This is a genomic window from Streptomyces sp. NPDC002676 (assembly GCF_053592455.1).
Window position 1 is genome coordinate 42,727 of sequence record NZ_JBSFVT010000023.1, and the last position, 23,681, is coordinate 66,407.

The 23,681-nt window shown below is 71.2% G+C and carries 25 protein-coding genes; 11 read left to right on the top strand and 14 right to left on the bottom strand.

The window, feature by feature from the left end:
* Positions 1-52: 52 nt before the first annotated feature.
* Positions 53-724, bottom strand: a complete 672-nt coding sequence (gene nucS / locus ACWD3E_RS36975) for an endonuclease NucS (RefSeq protein ID WP_451391890.1) — start codon at positions 722-724, stop codon at positions 53-55.
* 276 nt (positions 725-1,000) lie between these two features.
* Here nucS and ACWD3E_RS36980 point away from each other — a divergent pair, with 276 nt between their 5' ends.
* Positions 1,001-1,393 carry an SCO5389 family protein gene (locus tag ACWD3E_RS36980; protein ID WP_385418850.1) on the top strand — a complete coding sequence of 131 codons (393 nt, stop codon included), beginning with the start codon at positions 1,001-1,003 and terminating at the stop codon, positions 1,391-1,393.
* Positions 1,394-1,482: 89 nt separating this feature from the next.
* On the opposite strand, the gene ACWD3E_RS36985 is transcribed toward ACWD3E_RS36980, so the two are convergent.
* Positions 1,483-2,511, bottom strand: coding sequence for an LLM class flavin-dependent oxidoreductase (locus ACWD3E_RS36985; RefSeq protein WP_451391891.1), 1,029 nt, complete (start codon positions 2,509-2,511; stop codon positions 1,483-1,485).
* A 222-nt stretch (positions 2,512-2,733) separates the two neighbouring features.
* Between ACWD3E_RS36985 and ACWD3E_RS36990 the strand changes: the two genes are divergently transcribed.
* On the top strand, positions 2,734-3,066 hold the full coding sequence (locus ACWD3E_RS36990; protein WP_451391892.1) for an ATP/GTP-binding protein: 333 nt from the start codon (positions 2,734-2,736) through the stop codon (positions 3,064-3,066).
* Positions 3,067-3,071: 5 nt separating this feature from the next.
* On the opposite strand, the gene ACWD3E_RS36995 is transcribed toward ACWD3E_RS36990, so the two are convergent.
* The 7 genes from ACWD3E_RS36995 to mce all read right to left on the bottom strand — a co-directional run bounded on the left by ACWD3E_RS36995 (position 3,072) and on the right by mce (position 12,844).
* Positions 3,072-3,956, bottom strand: a complete 885-nt coding sequence (locus tag ACWD3E_RS36995) for an ABC transporter permease (RefSeq protein WP_451391893.1) — start codon at positions 3,954-3,956, stop codon at positions 3,072-3,074.
* Complete coding sequence (locus ACWD3E_RS37000; protein WP_451391894.1) at positions 3,953-5,257, bottom strand: ABC transporter ATP-binding protein; 1,305 nt, start codon at positions 5,255-5,257, stop codon at positions 3,953-3,955. Before ACWD3E_RS37000 ends, ACWD3E_RS36995 begins: the two co-directional genes overlap by 4 nt.
* A gap of 153 nt (positions 5,258-5,410) precedes the next feature.
* Positions 5,411-6,184 carry an ABC transporter permease gene (locus ACWD3E_RS37005; RefSeq protein WP_451391942.1) on the bottom strand — a complete coding sequence of 258 codons (774 nt, stop codon included), beginning with the start codon at positions 6,182-6,184 and terminating at the stop codon, positions 5,411-5,413.
* Positions 6,185-6,186: 2 nt separating this feature from the next.
* Positions 6,187-7,146 (bottom strand): ATP-binding cassette domain-containing protein, encoded by a 960-nt coding sequence (locus ACWD3E_RS37010; protein WP_451391895.1) that lies wholly within the window; start codon positions 7,144-7,146, stop codon positions 6,187-6,189.
* An 84-nt stretch (positions 7,147-7,230) separates the two neighbouring features.
* Positions 7,231-8,166 (bottom strand): cellulose-binding protein, encoded by a 936-nt coding sequence (locus ACWD3E_RS37015; RefSeq protein WP_451391896.1) that lies wholly within the window; start codon positions 8,164-8,166, stop codon positions 7,231-7,233.
* A gap of 182 nt (positions 8,167-8,348) precedes the next feature.
* Positions 8,349-12,197 (bottom strand): polarized growth protein Scy, encoded by a 3,849-nt coding sequence (gene scy, locus ACWD3E_RS37020; RefSeq protein WP_451391897.1) that lies wholly within the window; start codon positions 12,195-12,197, stop codon positions 8,349-8,351.
* A gap of 206 nt (positions 12,198-12,403) precedes the next feature.
* Positions 12,404-12,844 carry a methylmalonyl-CoA epimerase gene (gene mce, locus ACWD3E_RS37025; protein ID WP_451391898.1) on the bottom strand — a complete coding sequence of 147 codons (441 nt, stop codon included), beginning with the start codon at positions 12,842-12,844 and terminating at the stop codon, positions 12,404-12,406.
* 150 nt (positions 12,845-12,994) lie between these two features.
* Here mce and ACWD3E_RS37030 point away from each other — a divergent pair, with 150 nt between their 5' ends.
* Positions 12,995-14,194 (top strand): acetyl-CoA C-acetyltransferase, encoded by a 1,200-nt coding sequence (locus ACWD3E_RS37030; protein WP_451391899.1) that lies wholly within the window; start codon positions 12,995-12,997, stop codon positions 14,192-14,194.
* 51 nt (positions 14,195-14,245) lie between these two features.
* Positions 14,246-15,202: a methylmalonyl Co-A mutase-associated GTPase MeaB gene (gene meaB / locus ACWD3E_RS37035; protein ID WP_451391900.1), complete on the top strand. Its 957-nt coding sequence runs from the start codon at positions 14,246-14,248 to the stop codon at positions 15,200-15,202.
* A gap of 116 nt (positions 15,203-15,318) precedes the next feature.
* On the opposite strand, the gene ACWD3E_RS37040 is transcribed toward meaB, so the two are convergent.
* From ACWD3E_RS37040 to ACWD3E_RS37055, 4 genes are all read right to left on the bottom strand, one after another.
* Positions 15,319-15,795 carry a MarR family winged helix-turn-helix transcriptional regulator gene (locus tag ACWD3E_RS37040; protein WP_451391901.1) on the bottom strand — a complete coding sequence of 159 codons (477 nt, stop codon included), beginning with the start codon at positions 15,793-15,795 and terminating at the stop codon, positions 15,319-15,321.
* Positions 15,796-15,887: 92 nt separating this feature from the next.
* Positions 15,888-16,649, bottom strand: coding sequence for an AIM24 family protein (locus ACWD3E_RS37045; protein WP_451391902.1), 762 nt, complete (start codon positions 16,647-16,649; stop codon positions 15,888-15,890).
* A gap of 41 nt (positions 16,650-16,690) precedes the next feature.
* Positions 16,691-17,341 (bottom strand): AIM24 family protein, encoded by a 651-nt coding sequence (locus ACWD3E_RS37050; protein ID WP_451391903.1) that lies wholly within the window; start codon positions 17,339-17,341, stop codon positions 16,691-16,693.
* A 1-nt stretch (position 17,342) separates the two neighbouring features.
* Complete coding sequence (locus tag ACWD3E_RS37055) at positions 17,343-17,975, bottom strand: AIM24 family protein (RefSeq protein ID WP_451391943.1); 633 nt, start codon at positions 17,973-17,975, stop codon at positions 17,343-17,345.
* Between the two features lie 186 nt (positions 17,976-18,161).
* Here ACWD3E_RS37055 and ACWD3E_RS37060 point away from each other — a divergent pair, with 186 nt between their 5' ends.
* From ACWD3E_RS37060 to ACWD3E_RS37075, 4 genes are all read left to right on the top strand, one after another.
* Positions 18,162-18,506: a DUF3817 domain-containing protein gene (locus ACWD3E_RS37060; protein ID WP_451391904.1), complete on the top strand. Its 345-nt coding sequence runs from the start codon at positions 18,162-18,164 to the stop codon at positions 18,504-18,506.
* Positions 18,503-18,796, top strand: coding sequence for an MTH1187 family thiamine-binding protein (locus ACWD3E_RS37065; RefSeq protein WP_451391905.1), 294 nt, complete (start codon positions 18,503-18,505; stop codon positions 18,794-18,796). The genes ACWD3E_RS37060 and ACWD3E_RS37065 overlap by 4 nt, the downstream gene beginning before the upstream one ends.
* 154 nt (positions 18,797-18,950) lie before the next feature.
* Positions 18,951-19,703, top strand: a complete 753-nt coding sequence (locus ACWD3E_RS37070; RefSeq protein WP_451391906.1) for a hypothetical protein — start codon at positions 18,951-18,953, stop codon at positions 19,701-19,703.
* Positions 19,700-20,353 carry a TetR/AcrR family transcriptional regulator gene (locus ACWD3E_RS37075; protein WP_451391907.1) on the top strand — a complete coding sequence of 218 codons (654 nt, stop codon included), beginning with the start codon at positions 19,700-19,702 and terminating at the stop codon, positions 20,351-20,353. The genes ACWD3E_RS37070 and ACWD3E_RS37075 overlap by 4 nt, the downstream gene beginning before the upstream one ends.
* Positions 20,354-20,361: 8 nt before the next feature.
* Here ACWD3E_RS37075 and ACWD3E_RS37080 read toward each other — a convergent pair whose 3' ends face one another.
* The gene (locus tag ACWD3E_RS37080) at positions 20,362-21,342 is read right to left on the bottom strand and encodes a DUF5937 family protein (protein WP_451391944.1); all 981 of its coding nucleotides are present in this window, start codon (positions 21,340-21,342) and stop codon (positions 20,362-20,364) included.
* 93 nt (positions 21,343-21,435) lie between these two features.
* Between ACWD3E_RS37080 and ACWD3E_RS37085 the strand changes: the two genes are divergently transcribed.
* The 3 genes from ACWD3E_RS37085 to ACWD3E_RS37095 are packed head-to-tail and all read left to right on the top strand — an operon-like array spanning position 21,436 to position 23,580.
* The gene (locus ACWD3E_RS37085; RefSeq protein WP_451391908.1) at positions 21,436-22,677 is read left to right on the top strand and encodes an MFS transporter; all 1,242 of its coding nucleotides are present in this window, start codon (positions 21,436-21,438) and stop codon (positions 22,675-22,677) included.
* An 11-nt stretch (positions 22,678-22,688) separates the two neighbouring features.
* Positions 22,689-23,198, top strand: coding sequence for a MarR family winged helix-turn-helix transcriptional regulator (locus ACWD3E_RS37090; RefSeq protein ID WP_451391909.1), 510 nt, complete (start codon positions 22,689-22,691; stop codon positions 23,196-23,198).
* A gap of 43 nt (positions 23,199-23,241) precedes the next feature.
* Complete coding sequence (locus tag ACWD3E_RS37095; RefSeq protein ID WP_451391910.1) at positions 23,242-23,580, top strand: DUF3817 domain-containing protein; 339 nt, start codon at positions 23,242-23,244, stop codon at positions 23,578-23,580.
* Positions 23,581-23,681 lie beyond the last annotated feature (101 nt).

Consider the following 23,681-nt stretch of genomic DNA (forward strand, 5'->3'; position numbering starts at 1 on the left):
CACACGGACCCGGCCCTCATGCTCGTATCACGCCCGCACCACGCGGAGCTGATCAGAACAGCCGCAGCTTGTCGTCCTCGATGCCCCGCAGGGCGTCGTAGTCGAGGATCTGGCAGTTGATGCCGCGGTCGGTGGCGAGGACGCGGGCCTGGGGCTTGATCTCCTGGGCGGCGAAGACGCCGCGGACCGGGGCGAGGTGCGGGTCGCGGTTCAACAGCTCCAGGTAGCGGGTGAGTTGCTCCACGCCGTCGATCTCACCGCGGCGCTTGATCTCCACCGCCACCGTCTGCCCGTCCGCGTCCCGGCACAGGATGTCCACCGGGCCGATCGCGGTCATGTACTCGCGGCGGATGAGGGTGTAGCCCTCGCCGAGCGTCTCGATGCGGTCGGCGAGCAGTTCCTGGAGGTGTGCTTCCACGCCGTCCTTGATCAGACCGGGGTCCACACCCAGTTCGTGCGAGGAGTCGTGGAGGATCTCCTCCATCGTGATGATCAGTTTCTCGCCCGCCTTGTTGATGACGGTCCACACGCCCTCGTCCTCGCCCGTGCCCTCCTTCAGCGTGCAGGGCGGCGACATCCAGTTGAGGGGCTTGTAGGCCCGGTCGTCCGCGTGGATGGAGACGCTGCCGTCCGCCTTGACCAGGATCAGGCGGGGCGCCGAGGGCAGGTGGGCGGTGAGCCGGCCGGCGTAGTCGACCGAGCACCGGGCAATGACGAGACGCATGGTCGGCAACGCTACTCGACGTCCGCCGGTGCACGCGATTCGCCCGTTCTGCTTCCTGTGCATCGCCCCATTTGTCCCTGGAAACTCTTGTTCCTCCCTGGCCGATTGTGGGTGTAACGCGACCGTTCCATATACGCATTCTGCTGGTGTGGTCACCGACCGTTGCCTACCGTAGTGAACGGGAGGTCGCGAGCCGTGTACTAAGCGTGTTCGATATCGCGAACTCCCCTGTCTGTCCGGCAACCCCTGCTCCGCGGGGGTGCGAGAGGAGAACCCATGTCGCTCGACGTCTCACCGGCCCTACTCGAACAGGCCGAGCGAGGCGAGGTCGACGAAGCAGCATTCGTCGACTGCGTCCGGACCTCCCTGCCCTACGCATGGGAGATGATCAGCTCCCTGGTGGCCCAGCTGAAGGTGGACGGCGGAGAGTTCGCCGACAACCAGACGCCTCCGCCGGACGAGCAGGCACGCGGTCAGCTGCTGCGAGCGCTGGCGAGTGACGCCATACGCGGCGCCCTGCAGCGGCACTTCGGTGTGCGGCTGGCCTTCCAGAATTGCCACCGGGTGGCGGTGTTCCCGCTGGACCCCTCGGTCGACGAGAGGCTGGCCCGTTTCACCTCGGTACGCGCCCAGCTGCTGAACCAGTCTCCGGAGCTTCGGGACTGCTGACGCCGAGCTCCGGGACTGCTGAGCCAATGAGCTGCTCGCTTGCCGCTCCACCCGGGGGAGGTGCATCGACTACTGGGGCGGCAAGCCCCTCAGCGCAGCTGCGGCAGCACCTCGGCGCCCAGCCGCCGTAGGTTCTCCTCCGTCGCCGCCAGGTCGCCCGAGCCCTCCACGAGGAGGGCGAAGCGGGAGATGCCGGTGCGCTCCGACGTGGCCGCGAGCCGGTCGGCACACAGCCGGGGCGTGCCCACCGGGTGCAGCCCGCAGAGCAGTTCGGTGTAGGCGAGCGGGTCGCGCATCGCGCGCGCCCGGCCGTCCACCGTCACATGCGCGTCCAGGCCCTGCTTCAGCCAGCCCGGCATCGCCTTCAGCAGGGTCTCCACCGCGTCGGTGCGCCGGTCCGCGATCTGGCAGACCCCGGCCGACACATGGGCGGCGCCCGCGAGCTCCTCGGCGGGTCGGCCCGCCGCGCGTGCGCAGCGCTGCCACAGGGCGACCATCTCGGCCTTCTCCTCGTCCCCGATGTGCATGCCGAGCAGCATCGGCAGCCCGCGCTCGGCGGCCAGCCGGACACTCGCCGGGGAGGTGCAGGCGACGACGACCTCCGGTCCGGGCGTCTCCGTCAGGGCCTCGGAGGGGCGCGGTACGACGGGCACCTCGCGGAAGGAGAACCGCTCGCCTGTGGCGGCGACGGACGGCTCGCGCAGCCAGCGCACCAGCAGATCGAGTGATTCCGGGAACCCGCGCTCGTACGCCGCGAGGCCCGCGCCGAAGACCTCCAGGTCCACCCAGGGCCCGCCGCGCCCGACGCCCAGCGTGAACCGTCCGCCGCTCGTCAGGTGCAGCAGTGCGGCCTGCTCGCCGAGGGCGACCGGGTGCGTGGTGGGCAGCACACTGACCGCCGTACCTACCCGGACGCGTCGGGTGCGGCCGAGCAGCAGCGCGGCCAGGGTGACCGCGGACGGGCATGTGCCGTACGGCACGAAGTGGTGCTCGGCCAGCCACACTGTGTCGAGCCCGGCCTCCTCGGAGACCTCCGCCGAGCGGACCGCCCGGTGCAGGGCCTCCCCCGGTCCCTGGCCCGGGAACTGGGCCGCCAGCACAAAACTTCCTACACGCATCGCTTTTCCTGATTCCTCGGCCCCGACCCGGAGCTCCCCCGCCCCGCATAACCGGGGGACACGTGCCGAGGACACGGCCTGGCGGGGTAATTTGCGGATTGTCTGCAGAATCGGACGCTCTGGAGGGGGACTTGTGTGGGTTGGTTCCCTACGCGTACCCCGGTCGGCGCGGCGTACGCTGGATGAAGCCCGTGCTTCCTGTATAGCCCCGAGAGGTGTTCTGTGTCCCCGCGTCGCAACCGACCGAAGGCAGCCGGATCGTCGGGCCGGAGCGCCGAGGACGACAGCGCCGGCCGGTACGGCGGCTGGCAGTCCACGGAGAACTGGCAGGGCGAGGACTGGAGCGTGCGCCATGTCGCCGGGGCGAGCGCGCAGGGCAAGACGTACCGCTGCCCGGGCTGCGACCAGGTGATCCCCTCCGGCGTTCCGCACGTGGTGGCCTGGCCGGAGCACGCGGGCGTGGACGACCGCCGGCACTGGCACAAGGCCTGCTGGAACGCGAAGGACCGCCGCACCACGCGGGTGCAGCGGTCCCGTAACTCGCCGAGGTTCTGAGGGACTTACACGTCCCGGCTCTGCAACAGCGCGTACGCGCCCGCGTACGTCGCCGCGGTCACGACCAGGATGATCCACAGTGGGTCCCAGCCCGTCGGGCCGCCCGACTGGGTCAGGGAGTTGTCGTAGAAGGCGCTCAGCTGGCTCGGGATGGAGTACTCGAACAGCTTCTCGCGCACGCTCTCCAGCGAGGACGCGAACATGAACAGCGCGATCACCAGCGGCGCGAGCACCGCGCCGATCATGAGGGTGATGGCGCCCGCAGAATGCCGGATGATCGAACCGACGAGCAGCGAGAGCAGCCCGAGCAGCGCGATGTAGAGGCTGATGCCGACCGTGCCCTTCAGCCATTCCCCACCGGACGGGGTGTGCCCGCCGTGCCCCTGCAGCATGGACGCCTGCACCATCGCCACGAAGGAGACGGCGGCCAGCGTCACCACGAAGGCGACGGAGAAGAACACGATCGCCTTGGCGGCCAGGACCCGGCCCCGGCTCGGGCACGCGGTCATCGTCGTACGGATCATGCCGGTGCCGTACTCGGAGGCCGTGGTCAGCACGCCGAGCGTGATGATGCACATGCTGCCGAGCAGCAGGCCGAAGAAGCCGAGGGACAGCCGGTTGTCGTCGGGGCCCATTTGCGAGGAGGAGTTGCTCGCCACGGCACCGGCCAGCAGGCCGATGCCGACGACGAGCAGCACGAACACGCCGAGCGTCCACATCGTGGAGCGCACCGACTTGATCTTCGTCCACTCGGAGGCCAGCGCATGACCCAGGCGGGTGCGTACGACCGGGATCGGCGACGTGTATCCGGGGTACTGCGCCCCGCCGGGCGCCGCCTGCCAGTCGGGCGCTACGGGGGCCTGTGGCATCGGGGGCTGGTGGGTGCTCATCGGGCGTCCTCGTGCTGGGTCGTGGGTGCGGCGGGAGCGGAGGGTGCGGCGGGGGCTGCCGGTGCGGCGGCGGGCGGGGCCGAGGGCATCGCCGGCGCCGGGGGAGCAGCGGGGGCCGCCGCCTGAGGCTGGCCCTGCGGCTGCTGCGGGGCCTGCGGGGCCTGCTGTGCCGGCGGGGCGTACGGGTTCGGGGCCGGGGCGCCGGGAGCGCCGTACGCGCCCGCGGGCGCACCGCCGTACGGGCCCGGGGCCGGTGGCGCGAACGGCTGGCCGCCCTGCTGGGGCGGCGGCGGGGCGTACCAGCCCGGCTGGCCCTGGCCGGGCACCGGCATGGGCGGCTGGGCGCCGGGCGGCAGCGGCTGCTGGAGGCCCGCCTTCTGGTCGACCGTCGAGCGGTAGTCGACGGCGCCCTGCGTCATCCGCATGTACGCCTCCTCCAGCGAGGCCTGATGCGGCGACAGCTCCCACAGCCGTACGTCCGCCTCGTGCGCGAGGTCGCTGATGCGGGGCAGCGGCAGCCCGGTGACGCGCAGCGCGCCGTCCTGCTCGGGCAGCACATGGCCACCGGCCCCGGTGAGCGCGGAGGTCAGCTTCTCGCGGAGCTGGGGCTCGGTGTCGGGGGTGCGGACCCGTGCGAAGTCGGCGGAGTTGGCCGAGATGAAGTCGCTCACGCTCATGTCGGCGAGCAGCTGTCCGCGCCCGATCACGATGAGGTGGTCGGCGGTCAGCGCCATCTCGCTCATCAGATGGGAGGAGACGAAGACCGTACGGCCCTCGGCGGCGAGCGCCTTCATCAGGTTGCGGACCCAGAGGATGCCCTCGGGGTCGAGCCCGTTGACCGGCTCGTCGAAGAGCAGCACCTGGGGGTCGCCGAGCAGCGCGGCGGCGATGCCGAGGCGCTGGCCCATGCCGAGCGAGAAGCCCTTGGAGCGCTTCTTCGCCACGCCCTGGAGGCCGACGACCCCGAGCACCTCGTCCACCCGGCGGGCCGGGATGCCCGAGAGCTGGGCGAGGCTCAGCAGGTGGTTGCGGGCGGCCCGGCCGCCGTGCACGGCCTTGGCGTCGAGCAGCGCGCCGACCTGGCGAGGGGCGTTGGGCAGCTTGCGGTACGGGTAGCCGCCGATGGTCACCGTGCCGGACGTCGGGTTGTCCAGTCCGAGGATCATCCGCATGGTGGTGGACTTGCCCGAGCCGTTCGGCCCGAGAAAGCCGGTCACGGCGCCGGGCCGCACCTGGAAGGAAAGGTTGTACACGGCGGTCTTGTCGCCGTAGCGCTTGGTCAGGCCGACAGCCTCGATCATGCTCCGCACCCATCGAAAGGTTCAGGACAGCGGGGCACACGCCCCCGTAAGGGTTAGGAGGATATCCGGGCGCTGACGGTTCCGCCCAAGAGAAAGTAAAGCCAGAGCATCGTCAGCCGTAACGAATCGGCTCACCGGGCGTCCGGGCTCGCCTCATTGGGCATCCCGCCGCTTCAGCAGGACGTACCCGCCCGCGATCGCCGCGATCACCCACAGCACCATGATCCCGAGCCCGCCCCAGGGGCCGTAGGGCGTGTCGTCGCCGAGCCGCGGCACCACCTGCATGATCCGGCTGCCGGCCTGGTCGGGCAGGTAGCGGCCGATCTTCTTGGTCGCCGAGACGTTGCCGAGGATGTTGGAGATCAGGAAGAAGAACGGCATCAGGATGCCGAGCGACAGCATGGGGGAGCGCAGCATCGCGGCCATGCCCATGGAGAACGCCGCGATCAGGGTCATGTAGAGCCCGCCGCCGACCACCGCGCGCAGCACACCCGTATCGCCGATGTGGGCTTGGTGCGGGCCGAGCATCGCCTGGCCGAGGAAGAACGCGGCGAAGCTGGTGGCCATGCCGACGGCCAGTGCGAGCGCGGTCGCCACCGCGATCTTGCTGAAGAGGAAGGTGCCGCGCTGCGGCACGGCGGCCAGCGAGGTGCGGATCATGCCGGTGCTGTACTCGTTCGAGACGACGAGCACCCCGAACACGATCATGGCGAGCTGGCCCAGGGTCATGCCCGCGAAGCTGACGAAGGTGGGGTCGAAGAACAGCCGGTCCCGCGCGGGCATGGAGTCGAACTGACTTCGCGACAGGGCGGAGATGAGCATGCCGAGCGCGATGGTGACCACCACGGCCAGGGACAGCGTCCACACGGTGGAGGCCACCGACCGGATCTTCGTCCACTCGGAGCGGATGACCTGGACGGCCGCCATGGTCACACCCCCTTCTTCCAGTCGGCGCCCCAGTCCTGCGGGGCGGGGCCCGGGCCGGTGTGGGCGTGGTACTCCACGGACTCCGCCGTCAGCTGCATGAACGCCTCCTCCAGCGAGGCCTGCTGCGGGCTCAGCTCGTGCAGCACGATCCCGTACTGCGCGGCCAGCTCCCCGATGATCGCCGCGGCCTTGCCGCCCTCCACCTCCAGCGCGCTGCCGCCCGCCTCCACGACCGTGATCCCGGCCTGGTGCAGCACGTCCAGCAGCCGCTCGCGCTGCGGGGTGTGGATGCGGACGTAGGAGCGCGCGTTCTGCCGGATGAAGTCGGCCATGGAGGTGTCCGCGAGCAGCCGCCCCTGGCCGATGACGACCAGATGGTCGGCGGTCAGCGCCATCTCGCTCATCAGATGGCTCGACACGAACACCGTCCGCCCCTGCGCGGCCAGCGATTTCATCAGGTGCCGGATCCAGTGGATGCCCTCGGGGTCCAGCCCGTTGACCGGCTCGTCGAACATCAGGATCCGCGGATCGCCGAGCAGCGCGGCGGCGATCCCGAGCCGCTGCCCCATGCCGTACGAGAACCCCTTGGCCTTCTTCCTCGCCACGGCGGTGAGCCCGACGGCGTCCAGCACCTCCGCCACCCGCCGATCGGGGATCCCGTTGCTCTGCGCGAGGCACAGCAGATGGTTGTAGGCGCTGCGCCCGCCGTGCACGGCCTTGGCGTCCAGCAGGGCGCCGATGTACGTCAGCGGGTCCTTGAGCTGGTCGTAGTGGCGCCCGTCGATGCGCACATCGCCGGCGGTGGGGTGATCGAGCCCGAGGATCATCCGCATGGTGGTGGACTTCCCGGCACCGTTGGGCCCGAGGAACCCGGTGACGATGCCGGGCCTGACGGTGAAGGTGAGGTGGTCCACCGCGACTTTCTCCCCGTACCGCTTGGTCAGCCCCGCCAGCTCGATCATGCGGCCACGCTAAGACGGCACGAAGCCCCCTGCCACCGGAGTGGCAGGAGGCTTCGGCTCGTTCAGTGAGGCTGCGCCGGAGCGTTACCGGGACTGCTGCGCCGGAACCCCGCGGGAGACCGGCTCGTCCTCGGCCGGGGTGCCGGCCGCGGCGACCGCAGCGCCGGTCAGCGTGGCGAGCATCTCGCGGACGTTCGTCAGCTGGGCGTTGATGCTGTCGCGGCGGTTGGTGAGCGCCGCCAGCTCGCGCTCGGATTCCGAGCGGATGCGGTCGGCCTTGGCGTTGGCGTCGGCCACGATGTCCTCGGCCTGGCGCTGGGCCGTCTCCACCGTCTGGCGGGCACGGCGCTCGGCGTCGGTGCGCAGCTTCTCCGCCTCCAGGCGCAGCTGCTCCGCGCGGTGCTCGATCTCCGCGAGGCGCTTCTCGGCCTTGGCCTGACGCGAGGCCAGGTCGCGCTCGGACTGCTCGCGGCGCTTGGCCAGGTTCGTCTCGAAGTCGGCGGCGGCCTGCGCGGCCTTGGCGCGGGTCTCCTCGAAGAGGGCGTCCGCCTCCTCGCGCTTGGACTGAGCGTCCTTCTGCGCCTCGGAGCGCAGCTGGGAGGCCTCGCTCTTGGCCTTCTCGACGATCCGGACGCCCTCGTCCTCCGCCTTGGCCTTGCGCTCCGCGGCGAACGACTCGGCGTCGTTGCGGATCTGCTGGGCCGCCGACTCGGCGAGTTCGCGGTGCTGCTCGGACGCGCGCCGGGCCTCGTCACGCAGGTCCTTCGCCTCTTCCTCGGCCAGGCGAAGGATCTTCTCGACGCGCGCGCCGAGACCGGCGTACGACGGCTCGGCGTCGGTGACCTGAGTCTGGGCGTTCTGCGTTTCGAGGTGCAGCTCCTCGATCCGCTTCTCCAGGGCAGTGATGCGGGCGAGAGCGCTGTCACGGTCGGAGACGAGCTTGGAGATCCGTTCGTCCACCTGAGCGCGGTCGTACCCACGCCGCACAAGCTCGAAGCCGTAGGGGGAAGTGTCGCTCATGGGGTTCCTGTCGAAAGAGACCGGTGAGGTGATAGATGGAATCCTAGGGGCCGAAGCGGTGTGTCACCGAGCGGATACGTGTTTGATCTGGAAAATGACACCTCTTTTGGGTGGCCGAGGTCCGGATGGCTTGCCAAGGATCTGGGCAAAGCCCCCAGAACACACCGAAACCCTCGCGCACGCTAGCCGTCTGACGACTTGCCACCCGATCGGGGGGCGCCGACGCTCGCACCGGCCTTGACGCCGCCGTCCTTGCCGGCCACCGGCGCCTCGAAGGACTCCAGCGCCTCCAGGACGTCCTGGACCCGGGAGATCTCGGCGTTGATGTCCTCGCGCCGGCGCACCAGGATTTCCAGTTCGCGCTTGCCCTCCTCGACCGTGCGCAGTGCCTCGCGGACCGCTTCGGCCTTCAGCTCCTCGGCTTCCTTGATGAGCTTGGCCTTCTTCTGCTCGGCCTCCTTGAGCAGCCCCTCCGCCTTCTTCACGGCGGCGATGCGCACCTTGCCCGCCTCCGAGTCGGCGTCGGAGCGGATCTCCTTGGCCTTCGCCTGCGCCTCGGCCAGCTGCTCCTCGGCGGCCTTGATGAGCGCGTCGCAGCGTTCGCCGGTGGACTTCATCGTCTCGGCGACCTCGCGGCGGGCCCGCTCGTGCAGCTCCTCGACCTCGCTGGTGATCCGGTCGCGCAGCTCCTCCGCGCGCTCCCTTATGGCGGTCGCGTCCCGGCGGGTGCCGACGAGCAGCTCGTCCGCGTCCGTACGGGCCTGCTCCACCCGCGAGTTGCCCTCGACGGTCGCCTCGGAGATGATCCGCTCGGCCTCGCTGCGGGCCGCGCCCACCATGGTGTCGGCCTGCGACTCGGCGTCCGCCGTCGTCTTCAGCGCCTGCTCCTGCGCCTCGGCGAGCAGCTTGTCCACCTCGGCCGTGGTCTCCGTGATGAGCGTGTCGACCTGCTCGGCCGCCTCCGAACGCCGCTTGTTGGCCTCCTTGCGGGCCTCGTCCAGGGTGCGCTCGGCCTCCTTGCGGGAGGAGTTGACGAGCCGCTCGGCCGCCGCCTCCGCGTCCGCCGTGAGCTGCTCGGCGTCCGCCCGCAGCCGCTCGGCGTGCTGCCGCGCGGAGCCGACCGCCTCTTCGGCCTCGGCGCGCAGCCGCTCGGCCTCGCCGGCGGCGTCCGCGAGGAGCTGCTCGGCGTTCGCCAGCGCCTCGGCACCCACCCGCTCGGCCTCCGCAATCGTCTCCGTCTGGAGGCGTTCGGCCTCGTTGCGGGCCTCGGTGATGAGGGTGTCCGCCTGGGTCGCCGCGTCCGAGCGGATCCGGTTGGCGTCCTCGCGGGCGTCCGCCCGGGTGCGGGACGCCGCCTGGTCGGCCTCGGCACGCGCGTCCGCCGCCTCCGTGCGCATCCGCTGGGCGTACTCGGACGCGTCCGCGCGCAGCCGCTCGGCCTCCGCGAGCGCCTCCACCACCGTGCGCTCGGCCAGCGCCTTGGCGGCCTCCGCCTCCTCGTTCGCCTCGCGCCTCACGCGCGAGGCGTCCTCGCTCGCCCGCTCCCGCTCGGCATAGGCGTCGGTGCGGACCCGGTCCGCCTCCTCCTCGGCCTCCCGGCGGGTACGGTCCGCCGCGTGCTCGGCGGCCGAGCGCAGTCCGGCGATCTCCTCCTGCGCCTGCTCGTGCAGCCCGGACACGGACTCCCGCACCTGCTGCGCGTGCTGCTCGGCGGCGGAGACCATCTCGGTGGCGCGCCGGTCGGCCTCCTCGACCAGCCGGACCGCCTCGGTCTGCGCCTCCTCCACCCGCTTGCGCGCGGACGCCAGCAGCTCCTCGCTCTGCTCGCGGGCCCGTTCGCGCTCCTGGTCGGCCTCCTCGCGGGCCGAGCCCAGCAGTTCCTCGGCCTCGCGGCGGCGCCGGGCGGCCTCCTCCTGCGCGGCGGCCAGCGTCTCCGACGCCTCGGTGCCCAGCCGCTCCGCCGCGGCCTGCGCCTCGGCGCGGACCCGGTCGGCGGTCTCCTGCGCCTCGGCCTTCAGCCGCTCGGCCTCCGTGGCTGCATCGGTGCGCAGCCGTACGGCGACGGCCTCGCCCTCGGCCCGGGAGGCGGACGCGTCGGACGCGGCCTCGGTGCGCAGCCGTTCGGCCTCCTCAGCGGCCTGCTGCTGGAGCGTACGGATCCGCTCGGCGGCCTCGGCGCGCTGCCGCTCGGCCTCCTCAGCGGCCTCGCGACGGATCCGGGCGGCCTCCTCGCGGGCGTCCGTGAGCGCCTGCTCGGCCGCCTCCAGCCGCTCCTGCGCCTCCGTCTGGAGCCGGGTCAGCTCCCCGGCGGCCTCGGCGCGGCGGGCCTCGACGGACCGCTCGGTCTCCTCGCGCAGCTCGCGCGCCGCGTTCTCGGCGTCGGTCCTGACGGCCTCGGCCTGCTCGGCGGCCTCCGCGCGCTGCTGCTCGACCTCGGCGCGGGTGCGCTCCAGGGTCTCCTCGGCCTGCCGGCGCAGGGCCGTCGCCCGCTCGATGGCCTCGGTGCGGACCTTCTCGCTGTCCGTCGTCGCGGTCTTGCGCAGCTCGTCGGCGTCCGCCTTGGCCTTGGCCAGCAGCTCCTCGGCGGACTTGGCCGCCGCCTCGATCTGCGCCACCGCCTCGCGGCGGGCCTCGGCGCGGATGGACTCGCCCTCGGCGACCGCGTCGGCGCGCAGCTGCTCGGCCTCGCCGCGCAGCCGGCGGGCCTCCTCCTGCAGCTCGACCGTCTTGGCGCGGTACTCCTTGGTGTCGTCCTTCGCCGCGCCCTTGAGCTGCTCGGCGATGTCGTGCGCCTCGGCGCGCAGCCGGTCCGCCTCGGCCTCGGCCTCCGAGCGGATCCGCTCGGCCTCCTCGGCGGCGGCCCTGGTGGTCTTCTGGGCGTCCTCCGACGCCTTGTTGAGCACGTCCTCGGCGGTCTTCGCCGCCTTGGACAGCTGGGAGGCGGCCTCCTCGGCCGTGACGGAACGGGCCTTCTCGGCGGCCTCGGTCAGGACCTTCTCGGCCTCGGTACGCGCATCGGCGAGCAGCTGCTCGGCCTCGGCCCGGGTGGTCTCGGCCTCCTTGGTGGCCTCGCCGACCAGCCGGGCGACCTGCTCCTTGGCGGTTCGCGTGCGGGCCTCGCCGGCGGCCTCGGCGCTCGCGAGGGTCTTGCCCGCGGCCTCCTTGGCCTCGGTGACCAGCTTCTCGGCCTCGGTCTGCGCCTTGCGCAGCGCCTCCTCGGCCGCGGCCATCCGCTCCTCGGCGGCCCGGCCCAGCTCGGCCGCCTGCCGGCGCGTGGCGTCCGACTCGCTCGCGGTGGAGGTGCGCAGCTGCTCGGCGTGGTCGGTGGCCTCCTGCGCCTGGGTGGAGGCGGCGTTCAGCAGGCGCTCGGCGTCCGCGCGGGCGCGGCGCAGCAACTGCTCGGCCTCCGCGCGGGCGGCCTCGCCGTCGTTCTGCAGCCGCTCCCGGGCCTCCCGGGTCAGCCGCTCGGCCTCCGCGCGGGCGGCGGCCATGGCCTGTTCGGCCTCGGCACGGGACTCCTCCAGCAGCCGGCGGGCCTGCTGCTCGGAGCGCGAGCGCAGCTGCTCCGCCCACGCCACGTTCTCGTTGACGTGCGACTCGACCGTGGACCTGCGCTCGGCCAGCTCCTGGTCCAGCTGCTGGCGCCGGGTCACCGCCTCCTGGTGCAGCTCGGCCTGGAGCCGGGCGGCCTGCTCGGCGTGCTCCTGGAGGATGCGCTGGGTCTGCGCGCGGACCTGGCTCAGCTCCCGCTCGGCGTCCTGGCGCAGCTGTTCGGCCTGGATCTGGGCATTACGGAGCAATTGTTCGGCCTGATAGCCGATGTCGCCGCCGTCGTAGGCGGGCCGGGTCATGAGAGTGCGGCGCGCCTCGTGCAGCTTGGCGCGCAGCACCTCGACCTGGTAGCCGAGGTCCTCGGCGTGCTGAATCGCCTTTTCCCGCTCGGTCCTCAGCCGCTTCATCTCGGCCTCGAACCGAGAGAGGTGGTCGACGTCAGCCGCCGGCTCTCGCTCCTGGCTCTCGTAGCCCCGCACTGCGCGGTCCCATCCGTCCCCTGGTCAGCTTCTCCAACGAGCCTCGTCCATCCGCCGAACGGGGCCCCCGGGGAATGGTGTCAGATCGACGGCGGAGCGCGGGCTGCTGCCCGACCCTCGTCCCCCGAAACCCGGACCCCGGCATGCGGTCACCCGGGCTTGCGAGGGCGACCGCCCCCAACCCTACCGGCCCTTATGTACGGGGGTCAGTGCTCAGGGGACTCAACAGGGGCCGAAGTGACCAGTTCTGTCAGTACGCCATGACAGTCCTTGGGGTGCAGGAAGGTGATCCGCGACCCCATGGAGCCGGTCCGCGGCTCGTCGTACAGGACGCGTACGCCCTTTTCGCGGATCTGCTCGGAGTCGCCGTCCACATCCGCCGTACCGAATGCGATGTGGTGGACGCCCTCGCCGTTCTTCGCGAGCCACTTGCCGACCGCGGAGTCCTCGCGGGTCGGCTCCAGCAGCTGCAGGTAGGAGGCGCCGCCGTCGGACGTCTCGTTGATCTTGAGCATGGCCTCGCGCACGCCCTGTTCCTCGTTGACCTCGGTGTGGAACACCTCGAAGCCGTACGTGGCCTTGTAGAACTCGATGGTGGCGTCGAGGTCGCGGCAGGCGATCCCGATGTGGTCGATTCGCGTCAGCATGGATTCAGTGCAGCGCTGATGTGGTGGTTACGCAACGTGCGCGCGATCACACCTACGGGCCGATGACGGCACGGAGTGCCACTCAGTACATTCGAAGTAAACCCTCGTTCACTCCTCGGCTCTTTTGCAGCTGGAAGGGGATCGCACCTCATGTCTTCTGGAACGACCAGCTCGGTGATCGTCGCGGGCGCGCGGACGCCCATGGGGCGGCTGCTGGGCTCGCTGAAGTCCTTCTCCGGAGCCGACCTCGGCGGCTTCGCGATCAAGGCCGCCCTCGACCGTGCGGGGATCGGTGGCGACCAGGTGCAGTACGTGATCATGGGCCAGGTGATCCAGGCCGGCGCCGGCCAGATCCCGGCCCGCCAGGCCGCCGTCAAGGCCGGCATCCCCATGAGCGTCCCGGCGCTCACCATCAACAAGGTGTGCCTGTCCGGCCTGGACGCGATCGCCCTGGCCGACCAGCTGATCCGCGCCGGTGAGTTCGACATCGTCGTCGCGGGCGGCCAGGAGTCCATGACCAACGCCCCGCACCTGCTGCCGAAGTCCCGCGAGGGCTTCAAGTACGGCGCGATCGAGATGCTCGACGCGATGGCCTACGACGCCCTGACCGACCCGTGGGCGAACATCCCCATGGGCGAGTCCACCGAGAAGCACAACACGCGCCTCGGCATCGGCCGCGCCGAGCAGGACGAGATCGCCGCCCTGTCCCACCAGCGGGCCGCCGCCGCGCAGAAGAACGGCGTCTTCGAGGCCGAGATCACCCCGGTCGAGATCCCGCAGCGCAAGGGCGAGCCCGTCCTGTTCAGCAAGGACGAGGGCATCCGCGCCGACACCACCGTGGAGTCCCTGGGCAAGCTGCGCCCGGCGTTCACCAAGGACGGCACGATCACGGCCGGCACCTCCTCGCAGATCTCCGACGGCGCTGCGGCCGTGGTCGTGATGAGCAAGGCCAAGGCCGAGGAGCTGGGCCTGGAGTGGCTCGCCGAGATCGGCGCGCACGGCAACGTGGCCGGCCCGGACAGCTCGCTGCAGTCGCAGCCGTCCAACGCGATCCTGCACGCCCTCAAGAAGGAGGGCCTGGGCGCCGAGGACCTCGACCTCATCGAGATCAACGAGGCCTTCGCCGCGGTCGCGGTGCAGTCAATGAAGGACCTCGGAGTGTCCACGGAAAGGGTGAACGTCAACGGCGGCGCCATCGCTCTCGGCCACCCCGTCGGAATGTCCGGCGCCCGGATCGTGCTGCACTTGGCGCTGGAGCTGAAGCGCCGCGGTGGCGGCGTCGGCGCCGCCGCGCTGTGCGGTGGCGGCGGCCAGGGTGACGCGCTCATCGTGCGTGTGCCCAAGGGCTGAGGTCCCTGCCCGAGTTCCCCTGTACGTCTGTGTAGTGAACGGAGCTGTTTGATGCAGGACGTCTCCTCTCTGGTGGCCCAGGCCAGGGAAGGCCGGCCGCGGGCCGTGGCCCGGCTGATCTCCCTGGTGGAGGGGGCGTCCCCGCAGCTCAGGGAGGTCATGGCGGCGCTCGCGCCGCTGACCGGCAATGCGTACGTGGTGGGCCTGACCGGCTCGCCCGGCGTGGGCAAGTCGACCTCCACCTCCGCGCTCGTCACGGCGTACCGCAAGCAGGGCAAGCGGGTCGGCGTCCTGGCCGTCGACCCGTCGTCCCCGTTCTCGGGCGGCGCCCTGCTCGGAGACCGGGTCCGGATGTCGGACCACGCCTCCGACCCCGGTGTCTACATCCGCTCGATGGCCACGCGAGGCCACCTCGGCGGTCTGGCCTGGGCCGCCCCGCAGGCGATCCGCGTCCTGGACGCGGCGGGCTGCGACGTGATCCTCGTCGAGACGGTCGGCGTGGGACAGTCGGAGGTGGAGATCGCCTCCCAGGCGGACACGAGCGTGGTCCTGCTCGCCCCCGGCATGGGCGACGGCATCCAGGCGGCGAAGGCCGGAATCCTGGAGATCGGCGACGTCTACGTCGTCAACAAGGCCGACCGGGACGGCGCCGACGCCACGGCCCGCGAACTGAACCACATGCTGGGCCTGGGCGAGGCCCGCGGTCCCGGCGACTGGCGCCCGCCGATCGTCAAGACGGTCGCGGCCCGCGCCGAGGGCGTCGACGAGGTCGTGGAGGCCCTGGAGAAGCACCGGGCCTGGATGGAGGAGCGGGGGGTCCTCGCCGAGCGCCGTCTGGCCCGCGCCTCGCGCGAGGTGGAGACGATCGCGGTCACGGCGCTGCGCGAACGCATCGGCGACCTGCACGGCGACCGCCACCTGGGTGCCCTGGCGGAACGTATCGTCGCCGGCGAACTGGACCCGTACCGGGCGGCGGACGAACTCGTGGCGAGCCTGACGGAGAGCTGACGGAGAGCCGGCAGGCTCAACTTCCGCGAGCTGCCACGGGCTCGACTCGTCGGCCGCCGGCCGGGGGGTGCCTGCTGGATCAGGTCGGCAAAGGATCCAGAAGACACCCCCGTGGCTCAGGGGCGTCCGCGCTGGGCCCTCAGGTGCTCGGCGATAGGCTTCAGGGCCTTGTCCAGTTCGTGCAGCGCCTCGGGCGACAGCAGGTCGATGAAGTGCCGCCGTACGGAGGCCACGTGGTGGGGGGCCACCTTGTTCATCGTCTCCATGCCGTGCTCGGTCAGCACGGCGTACAGTCCGCGTCGGTCGGACTCGCAGTTCTCACGGCGTACCAGGTTCGCGTTCTCCATGCGCGTGATCTGGTGCGAGAGCCGGCTCTTGGACTGCAGCGTGGCGGAGGCGAGGTCGCTCATCCGCATCCGTTCGTCCTCGGACTCGGACAGGTTCACAAGGATCTCGTAGTCGTTCATTGTCAGTCCGAACGGCTGCAGATCCTTTTCGAGCTGGTAGGTCAACAACATGTTGACCTCCAGGTGTGTGCGCCAGGCGCACTGCTCCGCATCGGTCAGCCAGGGCGTGGCCGTCTCGGTCTCCATGAATGAAGTCTACCTAAGAAGTTGAATGGCGTACTACTTCGGATGGTGTGACTGTGCGCACGCGTTCGATGTCACACTCCGCAGACTACCGCTCACAGCCCGAAGCGATGCTGGAGGTCTCCCAGCTGTCCGGGAAGGCGCGGTAGGCCGGGCGATTGCGGACCGTGTCCGGTCGATCCCGCACCGCCACCGCCGGGCACCCCCGGTTCGGACGGAACCGACCCCGTGGCCTGCCCGGCCATGAGGGTCTCCGTCGACTGCAGCAGGACCGTCCCGGCTCCCACGAACTCGAACTGGTGCTCCTCCCCGGAAGCCCCGCCGAGGCCCGTCATCGCACGTAGACCGCCCCATACGCCCGTCAGGTACCCGTGGTCGTAGTGATGGCACGGTGACGGGCAGTCGGCCCACCCGACGAGCGCCTGCGGGTCGACCCGGATCGGAGGTTCCACGAACACCACCGGACCGTTAGATGCGGCGACGAACTTGCCGGTTCCGATAAGGGTCAGAAAACCCGGCACGATCGATTGCTTGAGCGCGAGACTTGGCTGAAAAGCGAGCAGATTGCCCGCGCGAATGGTCAAGTTCCCGTCGTCCAGGTCATACGAGTTGACGTCGAAGGCCCGGTCGGCCAGCAGCATCTTCCCCGAACCCTCGGCGACGACCCAGTCGCTTGCGTGCAGTGGCGAATGGAACGACGTGCGGACAAGCCGGTCAAGTCGCCCGTGCCCGATGCCGTTGAACTCGATCGCCCCGTAGTAGGCGATCATCTTCCCCTTCTGCAGGAACCACTGGCCGCTCTTCAACTCCACGCAGAACGTGTACTTGTTCACGTTGTCGTCGGCGGGCAGCGTCATCGGGTCGTACACCACCGGGCCGCCGGGGGCTCCGTACGCGCTCACAGCTTCTCCTCCGAGGCCTGGACGTACACCGTGCCGCTGCCGCTCAGCTCCAGCTGGAAGGCCTCGCCGGAGCCGCGGCCGACCATGTCGCGCCAGCCGAGCGCGGTGGACAGCTTGTTGCGGACGTCGCCGTGGTGGGCGACGTACGCCTGCGGGTCGACGTGGACCGGGCGCTGCGGGGTGATCGGGACCTCGAAGACACCGCCGTGCGCCATCACGGCCACCGAGCCGTGGCCCTGGAGGGTGGTGGTGAACAGCCCCTGCCCGGTGACCTGGCCGCGGACCAGGCCCATGACCCCGCCCTGCGAGCCCATGAACATCGTGCCCTGCCGGAGCGTGCCCTCGAAGGCGAGCAGCCGGTCGGCCTCGACGTACAGGGTGTCGCCGGTGAGGCCTATGACGTGCACGTGGTGGCCGCCGTGCCCGAAGAAGACCGTGCCGCTGCCCTCGACGGTCATCAGCGGGGTCGCCTCGCCGGCCATCCGCCGACCGATCATGGACATCAGACCGCCCTGGCCGCCCTGGAGGTTGGGCGTGAAGGACACGTCCCCCTTGTACGCGAGCATCGCGCCGCGCTGACTGAACAGCCGCTGCCCGGGCAGCACGGTCGCCTCGACCATCTTGGAGTTGATCTCCCTGAAGCCCATGTCACAGATCCCCCGCGATCGTGTTCCGCTCGCTCGGCTGTACGTAGACCAGCCCGTCGCCCTCGAAGCGGATCTGGAAGGCCTCGCCGCCGCCCTCCCCGAGGAGCGTGCGGAAGGTCACACCGGACTGGAAGGACTGCCGTACGTTCCCCTGGTGGGCGATGTACGCGCCCGGGTCGACGATCAGCGGGTACTGCGGGCTGACCCGGAGCACGACCGCCGGCCCGTCGGACATGATGGCCGCCTGGCCGTGCCCCTCGACGGTCGTCGTGAACAGGCCGTTGCCCTGCGAGGCCCCGCGCAGCCCCGTGAAGGTCGTGCCCGTCCTGAGGCCCGCGTCCGTCGCCAGCAGGTTGCTCGACTCGACGTAGAGCTTGTCCCCCTGGAGGCTGACCAGGTTTATCTCGGACGCCCGGTCCGCGAACCAGCAGGTCCCATGACCCTTTACCTCCATCACCGTCATCTGCTCGCCGGTCAGCCGCCGGGTCACCATCCCGCGCAGCCCCTCGCCGCCGCCGCTCAGCTTCTTGAAGGCCATCTGCCCGTCGTACGCGACCATCGAGCCGTTCTTCGCCTTCACGGCGTCCCCGGTCATGTCGACGGCGAGCACCTTGCTGCCTTGGAGTCGGAACATCGCCACGCTGCGAAAGTAGCGTCCGGGCGGGTGGACGGAACAGGGCCTATGGGTGGAGAGCGACCCTGAGCGCACCCCTAGGGGCGCCGTTTGCCACAATGGGGCAAACGCTTGTGCGCGGGTTCACAAACTGCCAGGACCGCCGTCACAACTCCCATCCAAGACAACTCCCACCGAAGGTGACCTGTGGACATCAAGACCGCCACCGCCCTCCGCCGCCTCCGTCTGATCTCGGCCCCCGAGGCCGTGTCCTTCCTCGTCCTGCTCGTCTGCTCGGTCCTGAAGCGGACCACGGACTTCGACGCGGTGCCCGTCATGGGCGCGGTCCACGGTGTCCTCTTCATCCTCTACGTCATCTTCTGGGCGGACGCCTGGAACCGCACCAAGTGGAGCCTGAAGACCGCGGCCTTCTACTTCGTCCTCTCCGTCCTGCCCACCGGCGGTTTCTTCGCCGAGCGCAAGCTGCGCCACGAGGCCGAAGCCGCCGTCATCGCCGCCCGCGCGCGCAAGGAAGGGATCGTCAACGCATGATCGTCGCCTTCTCCGTGACGCCCCTCGGGGTCGGCGAGGACGTGGGGGAGTACGTCGCCGCCGCCGTCCGCGTGGTCCGGGAGTCGGGCCTGCCCAACCGCACCGACGCCATGTTCACCTCGATCGAGGGTGAGTGGGACGAGGTCATGGACGTCGTCAAGCGCGCCGTCGCCGCCGTCGAGGAGCGCGCCCCGCGCGTGTCCCTCGTCCTGAAGGCCGACATCCGGCCGGGCGTGCAGGACGGACTCACCTCGAAGGTGGAGACGGTCGAAAGACACCTGGCGCGTTGACGCAGAGTCACTTCCGGCAACTCATGGGAACGGGGCGGGGCTTGGTGTGTCGTAGGGCTTCCACGGATTTTTGAGCGCTCGCTCAAAGGGGTGTACTTTCGGCCACAGATGCTTTGAGCGCTCGCTCAAACAACAGGCTGACGTGGGGGATCTCATGGGTCTCTATGCAGAGACACACATACGCGTCGACATCGAGGAGTTGTGGACGCGCACCCAGGATCCCGTCCCGCACCGGCGCTGGGACCTGCGCGTCTGTGAGATGGAGTACCTCCCGCGCGCGGAGGGCGAGCCGCGGCGCTTCCGGTACGTCGCGCGCGTCCTGCCGTTCTTCACCGTGTCCGGCACCGGAGTCGCGGCGGGGGAGCGGGAATGCGCCGACGGCAGCCGCACCTCCGCCCTGCGCTTCGCCTGCCCGCACCCGCTCTCCCCGATCGCCAAGGGCAGCGGCTACTGGCGGTACGTGCCCGACGACAACGGTGTCCGCTTCTACACCGGCTGCAACTACCGCATCCGCTGGGGCGCCTTCGGCGCCGTCGCCGACCGGCTGGTGTTGAGACCGCTGCTGGGCTGGGCCACCGCCTGGTCCTTCGACCGGCTGCGGCTGTGGCTGGAAAGGGGCATCACCCCCGAGCGGGCCCTGGTCAACTGGCTGACCGAGCTGGCCGTCCGCGCACTCGTGCTCACCCTGTGCCTGACCGGCCTCGGCCTGGAGTCCGCCCTGCGCCTCTTCGGCCCGCTCGCGGACACCGTGGCCTTCCTGTGCCCGCTGCTGCTCCTCACCGCCGGCTGCGTCGCCCTGTTCAAGAGCCCGCTGGAGTCCACCCCGGCCGCCCGCCGCTGCCTGCGCGCCCCGGCCACCCAGACCCGTGCGCCCCGTGTCCTGCGCACCCTGGAGAAGTACGGATGACCCCGGAGCCGGACAAGTCCCAGGAGACGAAGACCAAGCTGCTGGAGGGCGCCCTGCGCACGCTCTCCGAGCAGGGCATCGCCAAGAGCTCGGCCCGTACCGTCGCGGCGGCGGCCGGGGTCAACCAGGCCCTGGTCTTCTACCACTTCGGATCTGTGGACGAACTCCTCGCCGCCGCCTGCCGCTACGGCGCCGAGAAGACCGTCGCGCAGTACCGCCCCCGGCTCGCCGCCGTGGCCACCTTCTCCGAACTCCTCGCCGTCGGCCGCGAGATCCACGCGCGGGAACGCGCGGGCGGCAACATGGCCCTGCTCGGCCAGCTCCTGGCCGGGGTCCCGACCCACGCGGCCCTGGGCCCCGCCACGGTCGCCGGCCTCGACCTCTGGATCGCCGAGATCGAGCAGGTGCTCACCCGCGTGCTCACGGCGACCCCCTTCGGCGCCTTCACCGACCCGGCCGGACTGGCCCGCGCGGTCGCCGCCTCCTTCGTCGGCATCGAGCTGTACGAGGGCGTCGACGAGCGGGGCGCCCACGCGGCCCTGGACACCCTGGAGCAACTCGGCGAACTCGTCACCGCCCTCGACGAACTCGGCCCCGTCGCCCAGCGCGCCGTCCACCGCCACCTGAGCCGCAGAAGAAAGCGGAGCTGACGCGCGGCTCAGCCGCCCGACGCCAGCGCCAGCCCCAGCGGTGTCCGCTCGTACAGCACCTGGTGCCCGTACCGCCGGGAGATCAGCAGTCCCGCGTCCCGCAGGACCCCCAGCTGCGCCGACACCGAGGACGGGGCGAGCCGCAGCCGGTGGGCGAGCGTGCTGGTGGACGCGGGTTCGTCCAGCGCGGCCAGCACGGCCGCCCGGTTCCGCCCCAGCAGTCGTACCAGCGCCTCGGGGGCGCGCTCGGCAGGCTCCGTCCACAGGCCGCAGATGCCCCGGGCGGGGTAGACGACGGTGGGCTGCCACGGCGGGTCGAAGCCCGAGATGACGTCGGGCCAGGAGAACACGCTCGGCATCAGCACCAGGCCCTGGCCGTCGAGATCCCGGGTGTACTCGCCGTGGTACGTGTGCGTCAGCGTCCGGCCGTTCCAGGACAGCCGTGCGTCGAGCTCCGGCAGCAGAGCGCCGAGCCCGACCTCCGCCAGCCGCCGCGAGTGGAAGGCCACGTCCGCCTCCAGCAGCGCCCGCAGCCGTGGCCAGTCCGGCTCGACCAGCACCCGCCAGGCCTCCGCCATCGCGTCCGCCAGCTCCCGCACCATCCGCGCGGGATCCGCCAGCCACGCCCGGCCACGCGGTGACTCCAGCGCGCCCGGGGTGCAGGCGAGCGAGCGGGCGGTGTCCTCGCGGGCCGCCTCCGGGTCCGCCGCCCGTACGGCCGCGAGCTCCTCCTCGAACGTGGCCGCGGGCCCGATCGGCGGCGCCCCCAGCCAGTCCGGCGAGTGGCCCCGCCGCGGCATCAGCAGCCACAGCGGCGCGAGGTCGAGCCCGGCCGCCGCCGTACGGATCCGGCGCAGCCACGGCACGTGGTAGCCGTGCCGGTCCGGCCGCTTCAGGGTGCGCACCGCCTCCTGCGTCTCCCACAGCGGCGAGACGGCGAACCGGCAGCGCAGGAAGTCGTCCTCGCCGAAGTGCAGCAGCGAGGGCATGGTCACCTCCGGGTCCTCCGACCGTGGATCCGAACATTCGGCTGGAGCCGAAACTCTACGGCCCCCCGCCCTCCCGCAGGCACGCTGCCCCGCATGTCCGCACCGCCCCAGACCCCGGCGCCCGCCCGCGCCGGGTACGCCCGCGTGTTCGCCGTGCCCGAGTTCCGGGCCGTCTTCGCCGCCCACCTGCTGTCCATGCTCGGCGTGATCGTCAGCGAGCTCGCGCTGTCCGTCCTCGTCTACGACCTCACCCGCTCACCCCTGCTCAGCGCCCTCACCTTCGCGGTCGGCTTCCTGCCGTACGCCGTCGGCGGCATCCTGCTCGCCCCGGTCGCCGACCGCTTCCCGGCCCGGCGGGTGCTGGTGACCTGCGACCTGGTGTGCGCGGGCTGCGTCGCGCTGATGACCGCCCCCGGCACCGGCACCGCCACCCTGCTCGCGCTGCGCTGCTGCCTCGCCGTCGTCGCCCCGGTGTTCGCGGGCACCCGCATGGCCACCCTCGCCGACGTGCTCGGCGACGGTGACCTGTTCGTCCTCGGCCGCTCCCTGCTGCGGATCGTCGCCCAGAGCACCCTGCTCGTCGGCTACGGCCTCGGCGGCCTGCTGCTCACCGCCGTCAGCCCCCGCCACGCGCTGCTGATCACCGTCGGCACCTTCCTCGCCTCGGCCGCGCTGCTGCGCCTCGGCACCTGCCGCCGCCCCGCCCGCACCAGGCCCGCCGGCGCCCCGCCCGCAGGTCCCGGAGCCCTCCTCGCCGACCGCCGCGTCCGCGTCCTGCTCCTCCTCTTCTGGATCCCGGCGATGTTCTCGGTCGTCCCCGAGGCGCTCGCCGCGCCCTACGCCGACGCGCTCGGCGCCGGTTCCGGCGGCCTCGGCCTGCTGATGTGCGCGCTGCCGGTCGGCACCGTGGCCGGCGAGCTGTACGCCGGGGCCCGGCTGCGGCCCGCGGCGCGGGAACGGATCGTGCTGCCCCTGGTCTGCCTGAGCCTCCTGCCGTACGCCGGCTACGCCCTGCGCCCGGGGCTCCCGCTCTCCCTGCTGCTTCTGCTGCTGTCCGGGGCGGGCTCGGCGTACACGCTGGGCCTGGACCAGTGGTTCGTGCGGGCGGTGCCGGAGGAGCTGCGCGGGCGCGCCATGACCGTGCTGAGCGCGGGCCTGATGACCGTGCAGGGCGTGGGCATGGCGCTGGCCGGGGTGGCGGCCGAGGTCACGGGGGTGCGTACGGCGGTCGTGGGGGCCGGCGTCCTGGGGGCGCTGAGCTGCTGCGCGCTCGCGTTCGAGGCCCGGTCGACCGAAAGCCGAGACGGGGCTGCTCGCAATCTGACCGGCCGGTAGGGTTTGACGACGTGCCGAAGCCTCTCAGCCTTCCCTTCGATCCCATCGCCCGCGCCGACGCACTGTGGAAGCAGCGCTGGGGAAACGTGCCGTCCATGGGCGCGATCACCTCGATCATGCGGGCACACCAGATTCTGCTCGCCGAGGTGGACGCGGTGGTCAAGCCCTACGGGCTGACGTTCGCGCGGTACGAGGCTCTGGTGCTCCTCACCTTCTCGAAGGCCGGTGCGCTGCCGATGTCCAAGATCGGCGAGCGGCTGATGGTGCATCCCACGTCCGTGACGAACACCGTGGACCGCCTGGTGAAGTCCGGCCTGGTGGCCAGGCGCCCCAACCCCAACGACGGCCGCGGCACCCTCGCCGTCATCACCGACAAGGGCCGCGAGGTGGTCGAGGCGGCCACCCGCGACCTCATGGCCATGGACTTCGGCCTCGGCGCGTACGACGCGGAGGAGTGCCGGGAGATCTTCGCGATGCTCAGGCCCCTGCGCATCGCGGCGGGCGATTTCGAAGAGGAGTGACCCGGGGCAAGATCTCCCGGAACCGCCCGTTACGCTCGTCGGCATGAAGAAAAGCGTGCTGACCCGCTACCGCGCCATGGCCTACATCACCGGCGTGCTTCTGGTTCTCCTGACCCTGGGCGTGATCGCGAAGTACGGGCTGCACCTCGACGGCGCGGAAAAGTTCACCACCTTCATCGGTATCGCGCACGGCTGGCTGTACGTCGTCTACCTGGTCTTCGCCTTCGACCTCGGCGCCAAGGCGAAGTGGCCGGTCGGCAAGCAGCTGTGGGTGCTGCTGGCGGGGACGATTCCGACCGCCGCCTTCTTCGTCGAGCGGAAGGTCAGCCGCGAGCTGGAGGCCAGGGTCGCCGACCAGGCCCCGGCCGTCGCGAAGGTCTAGTTCCTTCCGTCTCGCAAGCCTGGCTTCCGCCGTCGCGGAGGCCGGGATTTCGCACTCGTAAGGCATGGTTCCGCCGCCGTACGCCATCCGTACGGCCGTCT

Bases quoted from the DNA above. Each gene is read 5' to 3' on its own strand.
- nucS (WP_451391890.1), bottom strand. From the start codon at position 724: ATGCGTCTCGTCATTGCCCGGTGCTCGGTCGACTACGCCGGCCGGCTC.
- ACWD3E_RS36980 (WP_385418850.1), top strand. From the start codon at position 1,001: ATGTCGCTCGACGTCTCACCGGCCCTACTCGAACAGGCCGAGCGAGGC.
- ACWD3E_RS36985 (WP_451391891.1), bottom strand. From the start codon at position 2,511: ATGCGTGTAGGAAGTTTTGTGCTGGCGGCCCAGTTCCCGGGCCAGGGA.
- ACWD3E_RS36995 (WP_451391893.1), bottom strand. From the start codon at position 3,956: ATGAGCACCCACCAGCCCCCGATGCCACAGGCCCCCGTAGCGCCCGAC.
- ACWD3E_RS37000 (WP_451391894.1), bottom strand. From the start codon at position 5,257: ATGATCGAGGCTGTCGGCCTGACCAAGCGCTACGGCGACAAGACCGCC.
- ACWD3E_RS37005 (WP_451391942.1), bottom strand. From the start codon at position 6,184: ATGGCGGCCGTCCAGGTCATCCGCTCCGAGTGGACGAAGATCCGGTCG.
- ACWD3E_RS37010 (WP_451391895.1), bottom strand. From the start codon at position 7,146: ATGATCGAGCTGGCGGGGCTGACCAAGCGGTACGGGGAGAAAGTCGCG.
- ACWD3E_RS37015 (WP_451391896.1), bottom strand. From the start codon at position 8,166: ATGAGCGACACTTCCCCCTACGGCTTCGAGCTTGTGCGGCGTGGGTAC.
- mce (WP_451391898.1), bottom strand. From the start codon at position 12,844: ATGCTGACGCGAATCGACCACATCGGGATCGCCTGCCGCGACCTCGAC.
- ACWD3E_RS37030 (WP_451391899.1), top strand. From the start codon at position 12,995: ATGTCTTCTGGAACGACCAGCTCGGTGATCGTCGCGGGCGCGCGGACG.
- meaB (WP_451391900.1), top strand. From the start codon at position 14,246: ATGCAGGACGTCTCCTCTCTGGTGGCCCAGGCCAGGGAAGGCCGGCCG.
- ACWD3E_RS37040 (WP_451391901.1), bottom strand. From the start codon at position 15,795: ATGGAGACCGAGACGGCCACGCCCTGGCTGACCGATGCGGAGCAGTGC.
- ACWD3E_RS37045 (WP_451391902.1), bottom strand. From the start codon at position 16,649: ATGACGCTGCCCGCCGACGACAACGTGAACAAGTACACGTTCTGCGTG.
- ACWD3E_RS37050 (WP_451391903.1), bottom strand. From the start codon at position 17,341: ATGGGCTTCAGGGAGATCAACTCCAAGATGGTCGAGGCGACCGTGCTG.
- ACWD3E_RS37055 (WP_451391943.1), bottom strand. From the start codon at position 17,975: ATGTTCCGACTCCAAGGCAGCAAGGTGCTCGCCGTCGACATGACCGGG.
- ACWD3E_RS37065 (WP_451391905.1), top strand. From the start codon at position 18,503: ATGATCGTCGCCTTCTCCGTGACGCCCCTCGGGGTCGGCGAGGACGTG.
- ACWD3E_RS37070 (WP_451391906.1), top strand. From the start codon at position 18,951: ATGGGTCTCTATGCAGAGACACACATACGCGTCGACATCGAGGAGTTG.
- ACWD3E_RS37075 (WP_451391907.1), top strand. From the start codon at position 19,700: ATGACCCCGGAGCCGGACAAGTCCCAGGAGACGAAGACCAAGCTGCTG.
- ACWD3E_RS37080 (WP_451391944.1), bottom strand. From the start codon at position 21,342: ATGCCCTCGCTGCTGCACTTCGGCGAGGACGACTTCCTGCGCTGCCGG.
- ACWD3E_RS37085 (WP_451391908.1), top strand. From the start codon at position 21,436: ATGTCCGCACCGCCCCAGACCCCGGCGCCCGCCCGCGCCGGGTACGCC.
- ACWD3E_RS37095 (WP_451391910.1), top strand. From the start codon at position 23,242: ATGAAGAAAAGCGTGCTGACCCGCTACCGCGCCATGGCCTACATCACC.